This is a genomic window from Paenarthrobacter sp. C1 (assembly GCF_049315185.1).
GTDB lineage: Bacteria > Actinomycetota > Actinomycetes > Actinomycetales > Micrococcaceae > Arthrobacter > Arthrobacter nicotinovorans.
The window spans coordinates 1276108-1294766 of record NZ_CP186052.1; the positions used below are offsets into that span (position 1 = coordinate 1276108).

Below are 18659 nucleotides of genomic sequence, written 5' to 3' on the forward strand. Positions count from 1 at the left end.
ATGCCGGAAAACGACGTCGACTGGCCCGCCCTGGAAGCAGCCGCGAAACAGGCCATGGAAAACGCCTACGCTCCGTACTCGAAGTTCCCGGTGGGGGCTGCTGCCCTCACCGACGACGGCAGGATCGTCAGCGGCTGCAACGTCGAGAACGCCAGCTACGGGCTGACCCTCTGTGCCGAGTGCGCGCTGGTGGGCCAACTCCACATGACCGGTGGCGGAAGGCTTGCCGCGTTCTATTGCGTGGACGGGCAAGGCAACATCCTCATGCCGTGTGGCCGCTGCCGCCAGTTGCTCTATGAATTCAGGGCCCCCGGCATGCAGCTCATGACCACCCAAGGCATCAAAACCATGGACCAGGTACTGCCCGACGCCTTTGGTCCGGAACACCTGGAGGAAACCACGTGACCAGTACCGAAGCGTTCGACGCCGTTCAGATCATCACCATCAAGCGGGACAAGGGCACGCTCACGCCTGAGCAGATCGATTGGACCATCGACGCGTACACCCGTGGCGTGATCGCCGAGGAACAGATGGCAGCGCTCAACATGGCCATCCTCCTCAACGGCATGGACCGCGCCGAAATATCGCGGTGGACTTCCGCCATGATCGCCTCGGGCGAGCGGATGGACTTTTCGTCCCTCACAAGGCCCGACGGCGGCATGAAAGCTACGAGCGACAAGCACTCCACCGGCGGGGTCGGGGACAAGATCACGCTGCCGCTGGCACCTCTCGTGGCCGTCTTCGGCGTCGCGGTACCGCAGTTGTCGGGCCGCGGACTTGGCCACACCGGCGGGACCCTGGACAAGCTTGAGGCCATTCCCGGATGGCGGGCCAACCTCAGCAATGACGAGATCATGTCCCAGCTCCAGGACGTGGGAGCGGTCATTTGCGCGGCAGGTTCGGGGCTGGCGCCTGCGGACAAGAAGCTGTACGCACTCCGCGACGTCACCGGAACGGTGGAGGCGATTCCGCTGATTGCTTCCTCGATCATGAGCAAGAAGATCGCGGAGGGCACGGGATCGCTGGTGTTGGACGTCAAGGTTGGTTCGGGTGCTTTCATGAAGGATGAAGCCAGGGCCCGGGAGCTTGCCGAAACCATGGTGGCCCTGGGCAAGGACGCCGGCGTGCACACCGTGGCGCTGATAACGGACATGTCCACCCCGCTCGGATTGACGGCCGGAAACGCCATCGAGGTAGAGGAATCCGTGGAGGTCCTGGCCGGCGGCGGTCCGGAAGACGTCGTCGAACTGACGGTCCGCCTGGCTGAGGAAATGCTGGCCGGTGCCGGTATCCACGATGCTGATCCGGCAGCGGCGCTGAAGGACGGCAGGGCCATGGATGTCTGGAACCGGATGATCGAAGCCCAGGGCGGCGATCCCCGGGCCGCACTGCCGGTAGCCAAGGAATCCGAGGTTGTCTACGCCCCGGCAGATGGGGTCCTGGTGGAACTGGACGCTCTTTCCGTGGGCGTCGCAGCCTGGCGCTTGGGCGCCGGCAGGGCACGTAAAGAGGACCAGGTCCAGGCCGGGGCAGGCGTGCGCATGCACGCCAAGCCCGGCGCTTTGGTCCGCGCCGGCGAGCCGCTCATGACGCTCCTGACGGACACTCCGGAGAAGTTTGATCGTGCCAAGGAAGCCCTGCAGGACGCGGTGGTCATTGCCCCTGAGGGTTCACGTCCCGCCCGTCAGCTAATTATCAGCCGCATCGCCTAGGCTGGATTATTCCGGGCCGTCCTGCGGATGGCCCGGAATAATCGTCGTCCGGCGCCTGTGGGGGAGCCGCTACTCGAAGGAAACCGTGCAGGGCATCAACGACTTCATCCTCGCCGCGGCGGAACAGCCGTGGGTGTTGTTCCTGGTGCTCGCCTGTTGCCTCATTGACGGCTTCTTCCCACCGATCCCCAGTGAGTCCGTGGTGGTGGGCCTGAGCGCGGTCTCGGGCAGCAGCGGTTCGCCGAACATCTGGCTGCTGGGCTTGATGGCGGCACTGGGGGCTTTCGCCGGCGACAACATTGCCTACATCATCGGCCAGCGGATCGGCACGCAGCGCTGGCGCTGGATGCGGAGGCAACGGATGCAGGGCGCCTTCCGCTGGGCCGGCAAGGAACTGCGCAGGCGTGCTGCTTCGCTCATCATGGTCGCCAGGTTCATTCCCATCGGCAGGGTGGCGGTCAACCTCACCGCCGGAGCCACGCATTTCAATCACCGCCGCTTTGTTCTCCTGACCGCAGCCTCGGCAGTTCTCTGGGCCAGCTACTCAGTGGTGCTCGGATACTTCTTCGGCGTCTGGTTCGAGCACAACCATCTGCTGGGTGCCGTCATAGCGATTGTGGTGGCAGTGATCCTCGGCATCATCATTGACCGCATCATCAGCCGGGTGCGCGGATCCGTGCCCCTGGACGGCAAGAACATTCCCGGGCAGGACGTCCCGCCTCCACCCACGGTATGACACTCACGGCCTCCCAAGATCAGTCCGCCGGTTGACGCCTCCACGAAGGGTGACCGATAGCGTTAAGCGTGTGATCCCGGGGCTGGGGCGTAGCGAACGACGTCCCGGCCATGGGACACTAAGAGCGACTTCGGTCACACTGTCAAGTCATATTCATCTAGGAGCTACCGCCGCGTGGAGTTTTTGAACCAAATGCTCGAGCATGCAGCCGGGCAGCCCTGGATATATCCGGTCCTTCTGGTCTTTTTCTTCATCGACGGATTTGCCACCATCCTTCCCAGCGAAACAGCCATCGTTGGCCTCTCTGCGCTGTCCCTTCACAGCGGAGAGCCCAACCTGTGGATACTGGGGGCAACCGCCCTGGTGGGAGCCATGGCGGGCGACAACATGGCCTATATGCTCGGCCGCAAGATCGGGCTCACACGGTGGAAGTGGATGCGCCGCCCCAAGGTGCAGAAGATGTTCGCGTGGGCCCAGTACGAACTGGACAAGCGCGGCGCGGTGCTCATCTTCACGGCACGCTACATCCCGTGGGGCCGCGTAGCTGTCAATTACGTCGCCGGGCAGACCGGATTCCGGCACCGGACCTTCTTCCTGCTGGACGCCTTCGCCTGCATCACGTGGGTGGCCTATTCCATCGGGATCGGTCTGCTCGCCGGGCAGTGGGTCCACAACAACCCGCTCCTGGGCGTTGGCATTGCGGTTGCCTTTGCCGTGGTCCTGGGTATCGTCGTCGATCACGCGCTCCGCTGGTGGCACAAGTACCTCGAGAAGAAGGATCACTCCAAGGACGCCGCCGCGAGTGCCGAGGCACCTGCGGTGGAAAAGTCCCAAAAGGCGGTTGTCGGCGTCGACCGTTCAAAGCCTGCTGGCTAAGGTCCCGCCGTCGCCCTAGTCTTAGTACGTGACTGAGCCCATACTTGACGCCGCCCCTGCCCTCGACTTCGATCTGAAGAGCCTCCCCAAAGTTTCCCTCCACGACCACCTGGATGGAGGCCTGCGCCCCGCCACCATCATCGAACTGGCCGAAGCCGTAGGCCACACGCTGCCATCCACCGATGCTGTCGCCCTCGGTGAATGGTTCCGCGAGTCCGCCGACTCCGGCTCGCTGGTCCGCTACTTGGAAACGTTCGACCACACCATCGCCGTCATGCAGACCAAGGAAGGCCTGTTCCGGGTCGCCAAGGAATTCGTTGAGGACCTGGCTGAAGACGGCGTGGTGTACGGCGAAGTCCGTTGGGCCCCGGAACAGCACCTCCAGAAGGGCCTGACCCTGGACGAAGTGGTGGAAGCCGTCCAGACCGGCCTCGAAGCGGGCGTGGATGCAGCAGAAGAGCGTGGCCAGCAGATCCAGGTCGGGCAACTCATCACCGCCATGCGCCACGCCGACCGTGGCCAGGAAATCGCTGAGCTCGCCGTCCGTCACCGGGCCAATGGAGCCGTCGGCTTCGATATCGCCGGGGCCGAGGACGGCTTCCTGCCCTCGCGCTTCAAGGATGCGTTCACCTACCTGGCGGAGAACAATTTCCCCGCCACAGTCCACGCAGGAGAGGCAGCCGGACTCGAAAGCATCCAGTCCGCACTCGTGGACGGCCGGGCACTGCGCCTTGGCCATGGCGTGCGGATCGCCGAGGACATCTCGGTTGAGTTCGAGGACAACTCGGACGACGACGGCGAAGACACCGTGGGCATGGTGACCATCGGCAGCGTGGCTGCCTGGGTCCGCGACCGCGGCATCGCCCTGGAGATCTGCCCGTCGTCCAACCTCCAGACCGGTGCCATTTCCGGTTTTGGCGAGGGCATTGAAAGCCACCCGGTGGACATGCTCTTCCAGCTCGGCTTCAACGTGACCATCAACACCGATAACCGCCTCATGAGCGGCGTCACCCTGACGGATGAGTTCGAGCTCCTGGTGGAGACGTTCGACTATGACCTCGATGACCTGCTGGAACTGACACTCAACGCAGCCGAAGCGGCCTTCCTGCCGCTGGATGAGCGCGAGGCGCTGGTCGAGTACATCAACGATGCCTACGCCAACCTCGGCTGACAATTGCTACGGGCTCACAGAGCTCATCGGGACGATCGCCGCACTGCGTGAGCATTGCCCCTGGATGGGTGCCCTGACTCATGAGTCGCTGGTGGAGTACCTGATCGAGGAAGCCTATGAAGTGGTGGACTCGATCGAGGCGGGTGCTGTTGACGATGAGCTTCGCGGCGAGCTGGGCGATGTACTGCTTCAGGTAGTACTTCACGCCCGGCTCGCCGAGGAGCGCGGCAGCTTCGACTTCGAGGCCGTGGCCGCGGACATCAATGCCAAGATGATCCGGCGGAACCGGCACGTCTTCAAGCCCGACGGTTCCCTCCAAGAGAGTTTTCCGGCCAGTGTCGAGGAAATCATCCTCAAGTGGGACGCGGCCAAGCGTGCGGAGAAACCGGAGCGGGAGGACCCCTTCGAGGGCATTCCGCCCCACCTTCCGGCGTTGGCGGCGGCGCAGAAGTCCCTGGACCGGGCGGTCCGTGCAGGCTTGGACGTCGACGCGCAAGGCGCACCGGACGGCGTCGTTGTTCCCGTCATCCCTGCCACGGAAGAGGCGCTCGGCGAGTTGCTGCTGGCGGTCGTCACCGGGGCCAGGGAGCAGGGACTCGACGCCGAACGCGCCCTTCGCGCCGCAGTTCGATCGTTTCAGAACAGCCAGGCCCGGCCTTCATGACGTGAAAGGTTGGAAGTCGTTCCGTAACCTGAGCCACTCTGGACTACGCTAGTAGCGACGAGGACGTTGAGAATTTCCCTCCTCATTCCTGTAATTTGCCCATAAGGAGCACATCCATGGCGCTTATCGATGCCATCCACGCACGCGAGATCCTTGATTCCCGCGGAAACCCGACCGTAGAAGTTGAGGTCCTGCTCTCCGACGGCCAGATCGGCCGCGCAGCAGTTCCCTCCGGTGCTTCCACCGGCGAGCACGAAGCTGTCGAACTCCGCGACGGAGACAAAGGCCGTTACCTCGGCAAGGGTGTCCAGAAGGCCGTAGACGCCGTCATCGACGAGATCTCCCCGGCACTCATTGGCTTCGACGCCACTGACCAGCGCAGCATCGACCAGGCCATGATCGACCTCGACGGCACGCCCAACAAGGGCAAGCTGGGCGCCAACGCCATCCTTGGTGTTTCCCTGGCCGTGGCCAACGCTGCAGCAGCTTCGGCTGACCTGCCGCTGTACAAGTACCTCGGCGGCCCGAACGCCCACGTGCTTCCGGTTCCCCTGATGAACATCCTCAACGGTGGCTCGCACGCCGACTCGGACGTCGACATCCAGGAATTCATGATCGCCCCGATCGGCGCCGAGACCTTCTCCGAAGGCCTCCGCTGGGGCGTTGAGGTCTACCACAACCTCAAGGCTGTCCTCCAGGAAAAGGGCCTCTCCACGGGCCTCGGCGACGAAGGCGGCTTCGCCCCCAACCTGCCGTCCAACCGCGCTGCACTGGACCTGATCCAGGAAGCCATCAAGAACGCCGGCTACACCCCGGGTACGGACATCGCACTGGCCCTGGACGTTGCCTCCTCCGAGTTCTTCAAGGACGGCGCCTACCAGTTCGAAGGCAAGGCACTCTCCGCCACCGAGATGAGCGCCTACTACGCCGAACTCGTTGCCGACTACCCGCTGGTCTCCATCGAGGACCCGCTGGACGAGAACGACTGGGAAGGCTGGAAGACCCTTACCGACACCATCGGTGACAAGGTCCAGCTGGTGGGCGACGACCTCTTCGTCACCAACCCGGTCCGCCTGCAGCAGGGCATCGACGCCGCCACGGCCAACTCCCTGCTCGTCAAGGTCAACCAGATCGGTTCCCTGACCGAGACGCTGGACGCCGTTTCCCTGGCCCAGCGCTCCGGCTACACCACCATCACCTCGCACCGCTCCGGCGAAACCGAGGACACCACGATCGCCGATATCGCCGTTGCCACCAACGCCGGCCAGATCAAGACCGGTGCCCCGGCCCGCTCCGAGCGTGTCGCAAAGTACAACCAGCTGCTGCGCATCGAAGAAGAACTCGACGACGCCGCACGCTACGCCGGCCGCAGCGCTTTCCCGCGTTTCAAGGGCTAGCCTTCAGCGAAATCAGTTGACCGGTGGCTATGGTGGAAAGACCATGGCCACCGGTTCTGTTTAAAGCTGGCCAGATTCGACAAGCAAGTTTCGACAAGCAAGTGCAGCAACCCCGCCAGGCAAGCACCGGGCATTACAGGAGTGTCATGGCCACCCGTCGTCCAAAAGTACCCAGGGCCGACGCCCTTGGCCGTCCTTCAGGCACAGCCCGCCCCGCAGGCGCAACACGCCCTCCCGGTACGTCCGCTGGCGGCCATGCCTCCCCGCAGGCCTCCGAGGACGCCGACGTCATTTCCCTGGGTGCCTCACGCGCTGCTGATAAGCCGCGCACCTCTGACAAACCGACGGCGCCACGCACCACAGCGCCCGGCACCCCCGCGCCCGGCACCGGCAAGGCCGGAACAGGTTCCGGCAAAGCAGGCGGCAGCAAGACGGGCTCCGGCGGCAAAGGTGCGTCAGCAAAGGCGGGCGACACCGCAGGCAAGACGGACAAGGACGCCGACAATCTCGATCCCGTGCCCGCAAAAGCCTTCTCGGGCAGGATGCTGGCGCTGGCCGTGGTGATGATTGCCATCACCATCCTGTTGGCGCCCACCGTGAAGATCTTCCTGGAGAAGCGTGCTGAAATCTCAGCCCTGGAGGCCGAAATTGCCAGCCGCAAGGCGGAGCAAACTGAGCTGAACAAGCAGATCTCACGGTGGCAGGATCCCAACTATGTGAAACAGCAGGCCCGCGACCGCATTAACATGGTTATGCCGGGTGAAACAGGTTACTGGGTGTTTGGCGGGGAAGATGCCGCCGGCACGCCGGGTGGCCGCACCGGCTCCGGATCAACTGCAAACCCGGAGAATCTGCCATGGGTGGATGCTCTCTGGGAGTCCATCAGACGATCGGCAACAGACTAGACGCGGCGCCCACCGCCGTCGTGTCCGCATGGGACACGGCAACAAGGGCAGGAAGGTTGGCAGCGCAAGTGGAAGAGAACACGGCAGCCGTGCCGCAGGAATCCCGCCAGCCATCAGCACACGACCTCGAGGTCCTCAGCCGCCAGCTCGGCAGGCCGGTCCGGGACGTCGTGGAGATCCCGGCACGCTGTGTGTGCGGCAACCCGCTGGTGGCGGCGACCGCGCCGCGGCTCAGCAACGGGACCCCGTTTCCCACCACGTTCTACCTGACCCACACGGTCATCACCTCCGCTGTTTCGCGGCTTGAAGCAGGTGGGCTCATGAACGAAATGAACCAGCGCCTGACCGGTGAGCAGGACCTTGCTGACGCCTACCGGGGCGCCCATGAGGCGTATCTGCAGGCTCGAAACGACATCGCCGGCCGCTCCGGCACCGGTGCCGTCCCCGAGATCGACGGAATCTCCGCCGGGGGCATGCCGACCCGCGTGAAATGCCTGCACGTCCTGGTGGGCCACTCCCTGGCCGCTGGTCCGGGCGTCAACCCGCTCGGCGACGAGGCCATCGAAGCCATCTCCGAGTGGTGGACCAAGGACCGTTGTTACTGCGACGGAGCATGGGACACCGCGGGGGAGGCGCCCTCCCGGGACTTGAGCCGACACGGACCCCAGGGTCTTCCGGAGATCGTGGGACGCCCGGCGCCGGTGCGCAAGGCCCAGTCCACAACCCCTGCAGAAGAGGGAAACGCATGAGCCGTGTGGCCGCCATCGACTGCGGAACCAACTCCATCCGGCTCCTCATCGCCGACGCTTCGGCGAGCGGCGCACCGGGGCCGCTGACCGACGTCGTGCGTGAGATGCGCGTGGTGCGGCTGGGCCAGGGCGTGGATGCCACCGGCGAGCTTGCTCCGGAGGCCCTTGAGCGTACCTTCGCAGCCGCCCGCGATTACGCGCGCCTGATCGAGGACCATGGCGCCCGGCGGGTCCGTTTCGCAGCAACTTCGGCTACCCGCGATGCCCGTAACAGGCAGGTTTTCGTGGACGGGATCCGGGACTTGCTGGGAGTTGAGCCCGAGGTCATCTCCGGTGACGAGGAAGCTGCCTTGTCCTTCGCCGGCGCAAGCAGCGTCCTGCCCGTCACGGGGGAGGACGCCATCCTGGTGGTGGACCTCGGCGGCGGGAGCACGGAGTTTGTCCTGGGCGACTCTGGCGGCGTGATCGCCGCCCGATCCGTGGACATCGGCTGCGTGCGGCTCACCGAACGCCACCTTCGCAACGATCCGCCCACTGCCGCTCAAATCGCTGCCGCAGAGGCCGACGTCGATGCCGCGATCGACCTCGCGGCCCGGACGGTCCCGTTTGACCGCGCCACAGCCGTGGTTGGAGTGGCGGGCTCCATCACCACCATCACCGCGCACGCGTTGGGCCTGAGCGAATACCAGCCCGAGCGGATCCACGGCGCATCCCTGGACCTTGTGACCATCAGCGACGCCTGCACCAGCCTGCTGGAAATGACCCGGGCCGAACGCGCAGCGCTTCCCTACATGCATCCCGGACGCGTGGATGTCATCGGGGCCGGAGCCTTGGTGTGGCGCCGGATCCTGGCCCGGCTGGCTGAGGCCGGCAACGGCAGGATCCGTGGAGCCGTTTCGAGCGAGCACGACATCCTGGACGGCATTGCCCTGAGCATCCGGGACGCTGAATGACGGTGCTGCGCCGCCGTACCCTCTCCGCCGCCCTTGCCTCCGTGCTGGCCGGCGGTGCGCTGCTGGGTGCCGTCGTGACGGCTCCGGCCGCAGTGGCGGACGCCTGGCGTGACAAGGAGTTCTGGATCAAGGATTCCGGGGTTGCCAACGCCTGGCAGGTCTCCAAGGGGGCAGGGGTCAAAGTGGCGATCATCGACAGCGGCGTCGATGGGAACCACCCCGACCTCAAGGGTGCCGTGGTGGGCGGTACGGATGTCTCCGGAGCCGGTACCCCCGACGGGCAAAAGAGCATCGGTGCCAAGACCGAGCACGGAACGCTGGTGGCTACCATGCTGGCAGGGCGAGGGCATGCGACGCCCACGCCGCCACCGTCGGCGTCGGCTTCGGCCTCCGCGACACCCTCGTCCCCGCCTGTCCCCACGACTCCTCCTGCCGGGGGACCGGACGGGATCACCGGCGTGGCACCGGAAGCCCAGATCCTGTCGGTGTCCACCTGGCTTGGTTCGCCCAACCCCGGCGGGAAGACCGATCAGGAGCAAATTCCCGACGCCGTTCGCTGGGCCGTGGACAACGGCGCGAAGGTCATCAACATTTCCCTCGGCAGTACGTCACCGGACTGGCCGCAGAGCTGGGACGCGGCTTTCCTCTATGCGGAGCAGAAGGATGTCGTCATTGTCGCTGCCGCAGGGAACCGCGTGGGCGGAAACGTCCAGGTAGGGGCCCCGGCCACCATCCCGGGCGTCCTTACCGTTGCCGGGCTCGACGGCGAAGGCCGCGCCAGCGTGGACTCGTCGTCACAGGGCATCAGCATCGGGGTGGCCGCACCGGCGGAGAACCTTGTGGGAGGCATTCCCGGCGGCGGCTACGCCGAATGGGCCGGAACCTCGGGCGCCGCTCCCATCGTTTCCGGCGTGGCGGCCCTCATCCGCTCCAAATGGCCGGAGATGAGTGCCAGCCAGGTCATCAACCGGATTGTCAGTACGGCCAAGGATGCCGGAGCGCCTGGGAAGGATCCGCTGTACGGCTACGGCGTCCTCGACGCCGAGGCTGCGCTCAAGGCCGATGTTCCCACCACGAGCAGCAATCCGCTGGGATCCATCGCGGACTGGATCCGGGTGCATCGCCGCGGGGTGCTCAGTGAGCCTTCACAAGCACCGGTAGCCAGCCCGACCAGTGCTGTGCCCACCCTGGCCGACCCCACCGTTCCTGTCGCCAAGTCTCCGGCGACCGTCGACGATGCCTTGCCCGCCGCCGTCGTACTGGGCTTTGGCGCGCTTTTCATCGCCTTGGTGGCCGGCGCCGCCATCCAGCTGCGGCGGGTGTCGAAGAATCCTCCCGCCGTGCCTGAAGAGGTTGAAACCGGCACCTTGGAGACGGTGGATCCGCCCGGCAAAACGTAGTTAGTGAAGATTTTCACAAAGTGTTGTACTCTGGATCCATGGCAACCACCCCAGAGCTCATTGACCGTCCCCGGGTTCTCGTCGTCGGCGGCGGCTACGTCGGCCTGTACGTAGCACTCAAACTGCAGAAGAAGATCGCGAATGCCGGTGGCATCGTCACCGTCGTTGATCCGCTGCCCTACATGACTTACCAGCCGTTCCTCCCCGAGGTGGCAGGTGGCAACATCGAGGCACGCCACGCCGTCGTCTCCCACCGTCAGCACCTGAAGCAGACTGAGCTCATCCAGGGCCGCGTCACCAGCATCGACCACGCCAACCGCACTGCGGTCGTGGCTCCTTCCGATGGCGGCGAGCCTTTCGAGATCCCGTACTTCGACGTCGTGATCGCAGCCGGCGCCATCACCCGCACCTTCCCCATCAAGGGCCTCGCGGACAAGGGCATCGGCCTGAAGACCATCGAAGAAGCCGTTGCACTGCGCAACAAGGTCCTGGAGCGCATTGAAGCCGCTTCCACCATGACCGACCCCGCAGAGCGCGCCAAGGCACTGACCTTCGTAGTGGTCGGTGGCGGCTTCGCAGGCATCGAGTGCCTCACCGAAATGGAAGACCTCGCCCGCGCGGCAGTCCGCAACAACCCGCGCGTCCGCCAGGAAGAAGTCCGCTTCATCCTGGTTGAAGCCATGGGCCGCATCATGCCCGAGGTCACCGCCTCGCAGGCCGAGTGGGTCGTGGAGCACCTCCGCAGCCGTGGCATCGAAGTTCTGCTCAACACCTCCCTGGACAGCGCCGAGGGCAACCTCAAGCTCATCAACCTGCCGGACAAGACCTCTGCCGGTGAAGTCGAAGCAGACACACTCGTTTGGGCTGCCGGTGTGCAGGCTAACCCGATGATCCGGTCCACCGACTTCCCGCTGGAACCGCGCGGCCGCGTCCGTGTCCTCCCGGACCTGCGCATCGCAGGCGACGAAGGCATCGTGGAGAACGCCTGGGCGGCCGGCGACATCGCCGCTGTTCCGGACCTCACGGGCAAGGGCCTGCCGGACGGCACCTGCGTCCCCAACGCCCAGCACGCACTCCGCCAGGCCAAGAAGCTTGCCAAGAACCTGTGGGCTTCCCGCTGGGACAAGCCGCTCCACGACTACAAGCACAAGAACCTTGGTGCTGTTGCCGGCTTCGGCGAGTGGAAGGGCGTCGCCAACATCAACCTGCTGGGCCGCATCGGCCTCAAGGGCGGCCTCGCCTGGCTTGCACACCGTGGCTACCACGGCATGGCCATGCCGACGGTTGAGCGCAAGTTCCGCGTGATCTTTGGCTGGATCCTGTCCTTCTTCGCAGGCCGCGACACCACCCAGCTGATCGACCTCGACAACCCGCGCGGTGCGTTCGTGGCCGCAGCAACGCCGGCTCCCAAGCCTGCCGCTGCTCCGGCCCCCGCTCCTGCGCCCGGGAAGCCTGTCGAGGACAAGACCCCGGTGACTGCTGACGCCAAGTAGCACAAGCACCAAGCAGTACAAGCACGACGGCGGCCGCCCCCTGCGGGGAGTGGCCGCCGTCGTCGTTTAATCCGTCTTCTAGACTGAAGCCATGCCCGGTGAAACAGATCTGACCACCCTGCTGGAATCCCTGCACCCCGTATTCCGCGACGGCGACTATGTGTACGCGCTCTGGCCCCACGGGCGTCCATTGGAAGGCGCCATCGAGGCCGCTGTCCGGGAGGCCGAGGGCCTGACGGTGGTGCTGCACCGCGATGAGGCGGACAGGCTCGGCCTCAGCTACGACTTTGTGGCCTCGTGGATTACGCTGCAGGTCCACTCCGCGCTGGAAGCCGTGGGACTGACCGCTGCAGTCAGCGCAGCGCTCACGCACGCGGGCATCAGCTGCAACGTCCTTGCCGGATTCCACCACGACCACCTGCTGGTGCCGGTGGCGGACGCGCCGCGGGCGATGGGTGTGTTGCGGCTGCTGGCGCAGGGTCTGGTCCTGCGCACTGAGCGGCCGGCAGACCGCCCGGAGATCCTGGAACTGACCGCGCGCGCTTTCGCCATATCGCCGGTGACGGGCGAGCCGGTGGAGGGCGTTCCGATTGAAGCAGGGCTGCTCCGGGAACTCTTCGACTGCAGCGGGTACCTTCCGGAACTCAGTGTGGTGGCTGAGGCAGGCGGCGAAATAGTGGGCCATGCGATCTCAACCCGGGGGTGGGTGGGGGACCTGGAGCTCCTTGGGCTGGGGCCGATCGGCGTTCTTCCGCAGTTCCAGGGCCGTGGTGTCGGTTCTGCCCTCATGCGCGAGACGGTGGCCCGTGCCACCGCCATGGGGGAACCGGGGATCGCGCTGCTGGGAAGCCCGGGCTACTATCAGCGGTTCGGCTTCGTGCCGGCAAGGCCCCTGGGCGTGGCACCACCGGAAACGGGGTGGGGAGATCACTTCCAGCTGCTGGCACTGCCGGACTGGCCCGACGGCGTTCACGGCACCTTCCGGTACGCCGAACCCTTCAACCGGCTGTAGCTGGGATACCATGGTCCGGGCGCCCCAGTAGCCCAATTGGCAGAGGCAGCGGACTTAAAATCCGCGTGTTGTGGGTTCGAGTCCCACCTGGGGCACAGACAAAAAGACCTCCGAATCCCTTGAAACTAAAGGGATTCGGAGGTCTTTTCTTTTGACCTGACACCAGCCCCGCTGCTAAGGCTGGTGGTCTATTTGGTGGTCTATGTGCTTGATGCCTGAAACCAAAGGTCCGTACTTTCGTCCGGCCATCGGATCTCCCACACCTCGCCTCCGTCAATCTCCAGGACTTCGACGACAGTGCCGAACTCCCCTTTCCCTCGCATGACAGACTGCGTGCACCCGTCCGGCCCGCATCCCAGCACAGGCCGAATCCGATCAACCATCAATAAAACCCCCTCGGTTTGAACCTTCAACATAAACGGACGGACAGACAAAAAGGCCCCGACAGGAAACATTTCCTGCCGGGGCCTTAACCTCTGCTGACTTCATTATCCCGCGACTTCCGTAACGCATACAAACTGGGTGTCAGCTACGCCTTCTTGCGGGCGCGGAAGTCTGCCATGGAGACCACTCCGCCGTTGTCCGGTTCCGGCTCGGCTGGGGCGGTCCAGAGGGCCGCGCCCATCTTCTTACCAGCGTCTACGCGCATGACGTCGAGGACGTGCTGGTAGCGCTTGAGCATGGACGCCACGGACCATCCCATGATGTCCATGACAACACGGCCGTCCACGCCCATCAGGAGGAGCAGGGTGGCGGCGGTGTGCCTGGCGTCGTGCACGCGGACAGCTGGCACACCGGAGGCCTTGAGGAACTCCTGCCACGACTGCCAATCCTTGGACGCCTGAATGGCGTTGCCGTCGCGCTGACAGAACACAAGGTCCAGCTTCTCGCCGCCGGCGGCCGTGAAGCCACGCCAGCGGGTGCCCTCCTCGGCCCGGGCACGGAGCTGCTCCGCGCGGTGCTGCAGCAAGGCCGGCACCAGCTGCTCCGGCAGCGGCACGGTGCGCTTGCCGGCGTCCGACTTCGGCGCACCGACGAACCGCCCACCGGAGTGGCGGTCCTTGCAGTGATCGGCGCGACGTCCGCAAGGCTTCTTGGCCTTGGGGTCTGCTTCCGATTCGGGGCAGCCGTGTTCCCAGGGCAGCGAGTAGAGCTCGCGGTGGACGAGGATCTGTCCGCCTTCGATGTCGATCTTGTCCCAGGCGAGGCCGAGTGCTTCGCCTTGGCGTAGGCCGAGGGCAAGGGCGATGAGCCACCGGGCGCCGCCGGGGGTGTTCTCTGCCGCGACTCGCAGCTTGCGCGCGTCATCGGGGGAGAGGACCTCCGGATCGAAGGAGGCTTGCTGTGGTGCGTCCATGCGCTGGGCCGGGTTGGTGGCCACGCGTCCGCGGCGGACAGCCACGGTGAGTGCGCGGGAAAGTATGCGGTGCAGCTGCGCGACGGTGGACTCTGAGCGGCCGGCATCGCGCATCGGCTTGTAGAGCTGCTCGAGGTGTTCAGGCGTCAACTTGTCCAGGCGCGTCTTGGCGACCTTGGACGTATCTACCCACGTGCGCACGTAGGAGCGGTAACCAACGAGGGTTCGCGGGCGCACTTTAGTAGGGGCGATGTTCTCCAGCCAGTGATGCATCCACTCCGCGAGGGTTGGCGGACGTCCGTTGGTGAGGATCCCGTTGTCACGGTCCGCGATGACGGCGCGGAGGTTCTTGGAGCATTCAGATTTGGTGGCGCCGTAGACGACCTTGCGTTCGCGCTTGCCGTTGGCATCGGTCCCAATGGTGAGTTCAGAGCGCCAGCGTCCGTCAGCGAGCTGTCGAGGTGCTGTGCCTTCGCCCTTGGGCCGTCGGGCTTGTTTTTCTTCTGTCGAGCTCATGCGGTGTATCGCTTTGTGCCAGCCAGTGCGTCCACGGCGGCGTTCCAGGCATCGATAGTAATGGTGCCTCGTGATTCAAGTTCGGCCATGAGGTAGCCGAACAGTTGATGCGGCTCGACCTTGGAGTCACTGGGGCTCTTCGGGGCTGCGGTTGCCATGGGTTAGTCCTGGCCCTCGGTGTTGGTGTTGGTTTCTTCGCTCAAGCGGTCGGTGGCGGCCAGGAAGATCGCGCGGTAGTCCTCCTTCAGGGCATCGCAGATTCTCTGGATGTCACTGATGGTGAACGCTGCTTCATCACGTAAGCGAGTGGCGATGTAGTTCTGCGACATTCCGGTCAGCTTTGAGAGCTGGTTCCCGCTAACACGAGCGCGGCCCATAGCTGCGCGAACCTCGGCGGCGACAGCAACAGCGAGCGGACCGGATTTCTCTTCTTTTCCTAGCGGCATATTCATAGACACTAACCCATCTCCCACTCAAATAACTCCCTAGACGCCCGTTTTAACCTATACGGCGTCGTTAACTAGCTCAGCATACACACATAAACGTATATACGCACGATTAAGCGTAAACACGCTCACTTAACCCTGTGAGTTGTCATCTGTACTTATATGGGTTAGGTTTCCAGCATGGTTCATACCTGTTTACCCCCCTCGCAGTACTCATACGAAGGAAGCGCACTACTTGGAAACCACGGAACCAGTACTCAATAAGCCACCCGCAACCGCCGCCGAGAAAGCGGCAACCGAAATTCGGGGACTCATGGGTGCGAAGAAACTCAGCATCCCTGACCTCGCCCGACAGCTGAACGTCTCCCGTGACACAGCCGTCCGGCGTCTCAACGGAGATGGCTACATGACCATCAACGAGCTCGAAGAGATTGCCAAGTGGCTGGAGGTGCCGGTCATCCGGATCATCGCCCCAGCACCTGGCACCGGCTACGGCGAATAAAAAAGTCCCCCGCCTAGCAGCAACTAGGCGAGGGACTCTGTTGAAAACCAACCTCACCAAGGAGCATACCTTGTCTACCTCCACAGAAACACTCCAGTCCTCAGCGCTCCCGCTGCACACCGTGGCCGACGCGGCCAAGCAGCTCGGAGTTTCGCTCAACTTCCTGTACGAGCGGATCCGCGGCAACGAGATCCCCACCGTAAACCTGGGCACCGACACCCAGAAGAAGTTGCGCATACGCGACGACAGCCTCCGCGCCTGGGTCGAGGCCCGAACCACCGGGATAGCCGCATGAGCGCCACCGCGCAGGCCGAAGCTGCAACCACGCAGGGACGCAGGGCTGACACCAGCCGCGTCTCCTACATGGAGCACTGGGCCGAGCGCTACCACCGCTCACAGGAAGCCGTCGAAAGGGCACGGCTCCGCAAGGGCAAAGCCAAGTACCGCGCCCACCGTGAACCGCTCGCAGGCAAGCCGGCCAAACCATGAACAGCATCGACGCCTTCTGGGAAGTCCCAGGCTTCTGGGCCATGGCAGGCGTCCTGCTCCCTCTTCGCCGCAATTGCCGCGCTCCTCATCGTGTCCGGGCCAACCGAAGCCCCATTCGATGACAACGACGACCAGCTCTAACACCAGACAAGGAACACCATGACCACCGAAGTATCCACCACCACCGTTGAAGGCGTCCCTGCCGGGACCGTTGAAGAGCAGATCACCTGGCTCGCTTCGCTCATCGCACAGCACGAGGCCGACGTCGCCGCACTGGCGGCCGAAGCAAAGAAGCACGTCACAGAGATCGACAGCCTCAAAGCAAAGGTCCGGCAGATCCTCCCCATCGGGAAGCACAAGTTCGGCAACGTCACCGTGAGCATCACCAACCCCAGCCGGTCCTTTGACTCCTCCGCCTTCATGGCGTCCTACCCGGTGGAGATGAACCCGGCACTCTATAAGGCAGTCATCGACACCGCTTCCGTTCCGCCGAAGCTCAAGGACCAGTTCATGGTCGAGGGCACCGGTGACCCGAAGGTATCCATCAAGTGACCCTGGTCAACTCGGAGGGGGTGCGGCACAAGCACTCCTATTACCTCGACGCAGACCACGAGTTCGGGGCCCGCGCCAAGAGCATCGCCGACCAAGCCTTCGACATCATGATCGAGGAAATGGTCAACCAGCCCCGCTCGCTGCAGAAGCGCATCGGCCCGTCAGAGATGGGCATCGACTGCAACCGGGCAGTACTGCACAAGCTGGCCCGCACACCGGAACCGCCCCGCGGGCCAGCTTGGAAACCACAGGTTGGCACTGCCCTCCACGACCAGCAAGAACGCTGGTTCACCAAGGCAGCCGCAAAAGGTTCTTCCGAGGAGAACCGCTGGTTGTGCGAACAATCCGTTGTTGTTGGCCAGATCAGCGGCGAGGACCACAAAGGATCCACGGACCTCTTCGACGCCTGGGGCCACGCCGTCGGCGACTGGAAGTTCGTAGGCCCAAGCCGACTCAAGGGCTACAAGTCCAAAGGCCCAAGCAACCAGTACAAGAAACAAGCCCACCTCTACGGGCGCGGCTGGGAACTGGAGGGCTGGCAAGTCGACCTGGTGATGATCTTCTTCATTCCCCGGGACGGCGAGCTCTCCGATTCCTACGTCTGGTCCGAGCCGTACAGCCAACAAGTTGCACTCGACACCCTGGCACGCATGAACCAGCTCGACGGCCTACAGAAAGCCATCGGACTGGAGCAGGCACTGAGCCTCTACCCCCTCTGTGACGACCGGTTCTGCAACTGGTGCGCACCTCAGAACCGAGTCACTCAGCTCCAGCAAACCAACCCATTCGCACGTCGCTAACCAAGTAACAGGAGAACAAACCACATGAACGGCAACGGACTCGACGCTTTCAAGAAGCGCGGCAACAGCAAGTTCGTCAAATTCGGTCAGCCCGGCGACACGGTAGCCGGCACCATCACCGAAATCAGCGACCAAAAGCAGGCCACCAAGTTCAATCCCAACCCGCAGGCCAAGCGGGAACTGGACTTCTGGCCGTCTGGTGATCCGGTCATGGAAGTGTGGATCACGCTCCAGACCCAGGAACGGGATCCGCAGGACCCCGAGGACACCGGACTTCGCACCACCGTAGTCACCGTAAACCAGAAGGCCGGAGGGCAGCTCGCGGCCATCATGGATGCCTGCGAAGCGGTGAAGGCTCCGACCCCGCTCCCTGGCGGGTTCCTCGCCGTGACCTTCACTGGATTCGACCCTCAGTCACAGAATCCGCAGAACCCGCGCAAGCTGTACGCGGCCCAGTACCAGGTGCCAGCCCCGGGTGGTGGCGCGTTCCAGCAGCCGCAGGCCCAGCCTGCACAGCAGCAAGCCCCGGCCCAGCAATACAACGAGTTCAACCCGCCGCCGCAGGCTGCCCCTCAGCAGCAGGCACCGGTTCAGCAGTTCCAGCCGCAGCCGCCAGTGCAGCAGCAAGCACCCGCTTGGACTCAGCCGCAGGTTGCGGCACCGCAGCATCAGTACCAGCCGCCGGTGCAGGTCAACACCAACACGGGCGAGATCGCTGCCCCTCAGCAGCAGGCACCGGTTCAGCAGTTCCAGCAGCAGCCGCCAGCGCAGCAGCAAGCACCCGCCCAGCAAGGCGGGGGAGTGGACGCCGTCCAGATCCAGGCGCTCATCGCCCAAGGCATGGATGACAACACCATCAACCAGACAACCGGCGCACCGCACGCAGCCATCGCTGCCATCCGCGCCATCAGCTAGCACCACCCAACCCG

General features: G+C 64.4%; 22 protein-coding genes and 1 tRNA gene. 20 read left to right on the plus strand and 3 right to left on the minus strand.

Going from position 1 to position 18659, the window contains the following annotated elements:
• The 14 genes from ACNAOU_RS06125 (at nt 1) to ACNAOU_RS06190 (ending at nt 13163) form a co-directional block, all read left to right on the plus strand.
• On the plus strand, nt 1-405 hold the full coding sequence (locus ACNAOU_RS06125; protein WP_018777264.1) for a cytidine deaminase: 405 nt from the start codon (nt 1-3) through the stop codon (nt 403-405).
• Nucleotides 402-1712 (plus strand): thymidine phosphorylase, encoded by a 1311-nt coding sequence (locus ACNAOU_RS06130; protein ID WP_018777265.1) that lies wholly within the window; start codon nt 402-404, stop codon nt 1710-1712. The genes ACNAOU_RS06125 and ACNAOU_RS06130 overlap by 4 nt, the downstream gene beginning before the upstream one ends.
• 85 nt (nt 1713-1797) lie before the next feature.
• On the plus strand, nt 1798-2448 hold the full coding sequence (locus tag ACNAOU_RS06135; protein ID WP_018777266.1) for a DedA family protein: 651 nt from the start codon (nt 1798-1800) through the stop codon (nt 2446-2448).
• Between the two features lie 192 nt (nt 2449-2640).
• Entirely contained in the window at nt 2641-3324 is a 684-nt protein-coding gene (locus tag ACNAOU_RS06140; RefSeq protein WP_035733481.1) for a DedA family protein, read from the plus strand.
• 28 nt (nt 3325-3352) lie between these two features.
• Nucleotides 3353-4495: an adenosine deaminase gene (locus ACNAOU_RS06145; protein ID WP_018777268.1), complete on the plus strand. Its 1143-nt coding sequence runs from the start codon at nt 3353-3355 to the stop codon at nt 4493-4495.
• A complete protein-coding gene (locus ACNAOU_RS06150; protein ID WP_422758258.1) occupies nt 4473-5159 on the plus strand; it encodes a MazG nucleotide pyrophosphohydrolase domain-containing protein in 687 nt (228 codons plus the stop codon). Before ACNAOU_RS06145 ends, ACNAOU_RS06150 begins: the two co-directional genes overlap by 23 nt.
• A gap of 116 nt (nt 5160-5275) precedes the next feature.
• The gene (gene eno / locus ACNAOU_RS06155) at nt 5276-6556 is read left to right on the plus strand and encodes a phosphopyruvate hydratase (protein WP_039240289.1); all 1281 of its coding nucleotides are present in this window, start codon (nt 5276-5278) and stop codon (nt 6554-6556) included.
• 146 nt (nt 6557-6702) lie between these two features.
• A complete protein-coding gene (locus ACNAOU_RS06160) occupies nt 6703-7461 on the plus strand; it encodes an FtsB family cell division protein (RefSeq protein ID WP_394525239.1) in 759 nt (252 codons plus the stop codon).
• A gap of 68 nt (nt 7462-7529) precedes the next feature.
• A complete protein-coding gene (locus tag ACNAOU_RS06165; RefSeq protein ID WP_422758259.1) occupies nt 7530-8210 on the plus strand; it encodes a DUF501 domain-containing protein in 681 nt (226 codons plus the stop codon).
• Nucleotides 8207-9163, plus strand: a complete 957-nt coding sequence (locus ACNAOU_RS06170) for a Ppx/GppA phosphatase family protein (protein WP_018777273.1) — start codon at nt 8207-8209, stop codon at nt 9161-9163. Before ACNAOU_RS06165 ends, ACNAOU_RS06170 begins: the two co-directional genes overlap by 4 nt.
• Nucleotides 9160-10563 (plus strand): S8 family serine peptidase, encoded by a 1404-nt coding sequence (locus ACNAOU_RS06175; RefSeq protein ID WP_064721923.1) that lies wholly within the window; start codon nt 9160-9162, stop codon nt 10561-10563. The genes ACNAOU_RS06170 and ACNAOU_RS06175 overlap by 4 nt, the downstream gene beginning before the upstream one ends.
• Nucleotides 10564-10601: 38 nt before the next feature.
• The gene (locus ACNAOU_RS06180) at nt 10602-12056 is read left to right on the plus strand and encodes an NAD(P)/FAD-dependent oxidoreductase (protein WP_018777275.1); all 1455 of its coding nucleotides are present in this window, start codon (nt 10602-10604) and stop codon (nt 12054-12056) included.
• Between the two features lie 91 nt (nt 12057-12147).
• Nucleotides 12148-13068, plus strand: a complete 921-nt coding sequence (locus ACNAOU_RS06185; protein WP_422758260.1) for an N-acetyltransferase — start codon at nt 12148-12150, stop codon at nt 13066-13068.
• Nucleotides 13069-13089: 21 nt separating this feature from the next.
• Nucleotides 13090-13163 (plus strand) — tRNA-Leu (locus ACNAOU_RS06190).
• A 434-nt stretch (nt 13164-13597) separates the two neighbouring features.
• On the opposite strand, the gene ACNAOU_RS06195 is transcribed toward ACNAOU_RS06190, so the two are convergent.
• Genes ACNAOU_RS06195 through ACNAOU_RS06205 form a run of 3 tightly spaced genes read right to left on the minus strand, consistent with a single transcriptional unit; the run spans nt 13598 to nt 15387 of the window.
• Nucleotides 13598-14941, minus strand: coding sequence for a tyrosine-type recombinase/integrase (locus tag ACNAOU_RS06195; RefSeq protein WP_422758261.1), 1344 nt, complete (start codon nt 14939-14941; stop codon nt 13598-13600).
• The gene (locus tag ACNAOU_RS06200; RefSeq protein WP_422758262.1) at nt 14938-15099 is read right to left on the minus strand and encodes a hypothetical protein; all 162 of its coding nucleotides are present in this window, start codon (nt 15097-15099) and stop codon (nt 14938-14940) included. Before ACNAOU_RS06200 ends, ACNAOU_RS06195 begins: the two co-directional genes overlap by 4 nt.
• 3 nt (nt 15100-15102) lie before the next feature.
• Nucleotides 15103-15387, minus strand: coding sequence for a helix-turn-helix domain-containing protein (locus tag ACNAOU_RS06205; protein ID WP_422758263.1), 285 nt, complete (start codon nt 15385-15387; stop codon nt 15103-15105).
• Nucleotides 15388-15622: 235 nt separating this feature from the next.
• On the opposite strand from ACNAOU_RS06205, the gene ACNAOU_RS06210 reads away from it, so the two are divergent.
• The 6 genes from ACNAOU_RS06210 to ACNAOU_RS06235 all read left to right on the plus strand — a co-directional run bounded on the left by ACNAOU_RS06210 (nt 15623) and on the right by ACNAOU_RS06235 (nt 18645).
• Complete coding sequence (locus ACNAOU_RS06210) at nt 15623-15889, plus strand: helix-turn-helix domain-containing protein (protein ID WP_055974705.1); 267 nt, start codon at nt 15623-15625, stop codon at nt 15887-15889.
• Nucleotides 15890-15959: 70 nt separating this feature from the next.
• Entirely contained in the window at nt 15960-16184 is a 225-nt protein-coding gene (locus ACNAOU_RS06215) for a helix-turn-helix domain-containing protein (protein WP_162239606.1), read from the plus strand.
• Nucleotides 16181-16378 carry a hypothetical protein gene (locus ACNAOU_RS06220; RefSeq protein ID WP_055974712.1) on the plus strand — a complete coding sequence of 66 codons (198 nt, stop codon included), beginning with the start codon at nt 16181-16183 and terminating at the stop codon, nt 16376-16378. Before ACNAOU_RS06215 ends, ACNAOU_RS06220 begins: the two co-directional genes overlap by 4 nt.
• Nucleotides 16379-16537: 159 nt before the next feature.
• Nucleotides 16538-16930 (plus strand): hypothetical protein, encoded by a 393-nt coding sequence (locus tag ACNAOU_RS06225; RefSeq protein ID WP_422758264.1) that lies wholly within the window; start codon nt 16538-16540, stop codon nt 16928-16930.
• Nucleotides 16927-17730: a hypothetical protein gene (locus ACNAOU_RS06230; protein WP_422758265.1), complete on the plus strand. Its 804-nt coding sequence runs from the start codon at nt 16927-16929 to the stop codon at nt 17728-17730. Before ACNAOU_RS06225 ends, ACNAOU_RS06230 begins: the two co-directional genes overlap by 4 nt.
• 24 nt (nt 17731-17754) lie before the next feature.
• Entirely contained in the window at nt 17755-18645 is an 891-nt protein-coding gene (locus tag ACNAOU_RS06235) for a hypothetical protein (protein WP_422758266.1), read from the plus strand.
• The last annotated feature ends 14 nt before the right edge of the window (nt 18646-18659 follow it).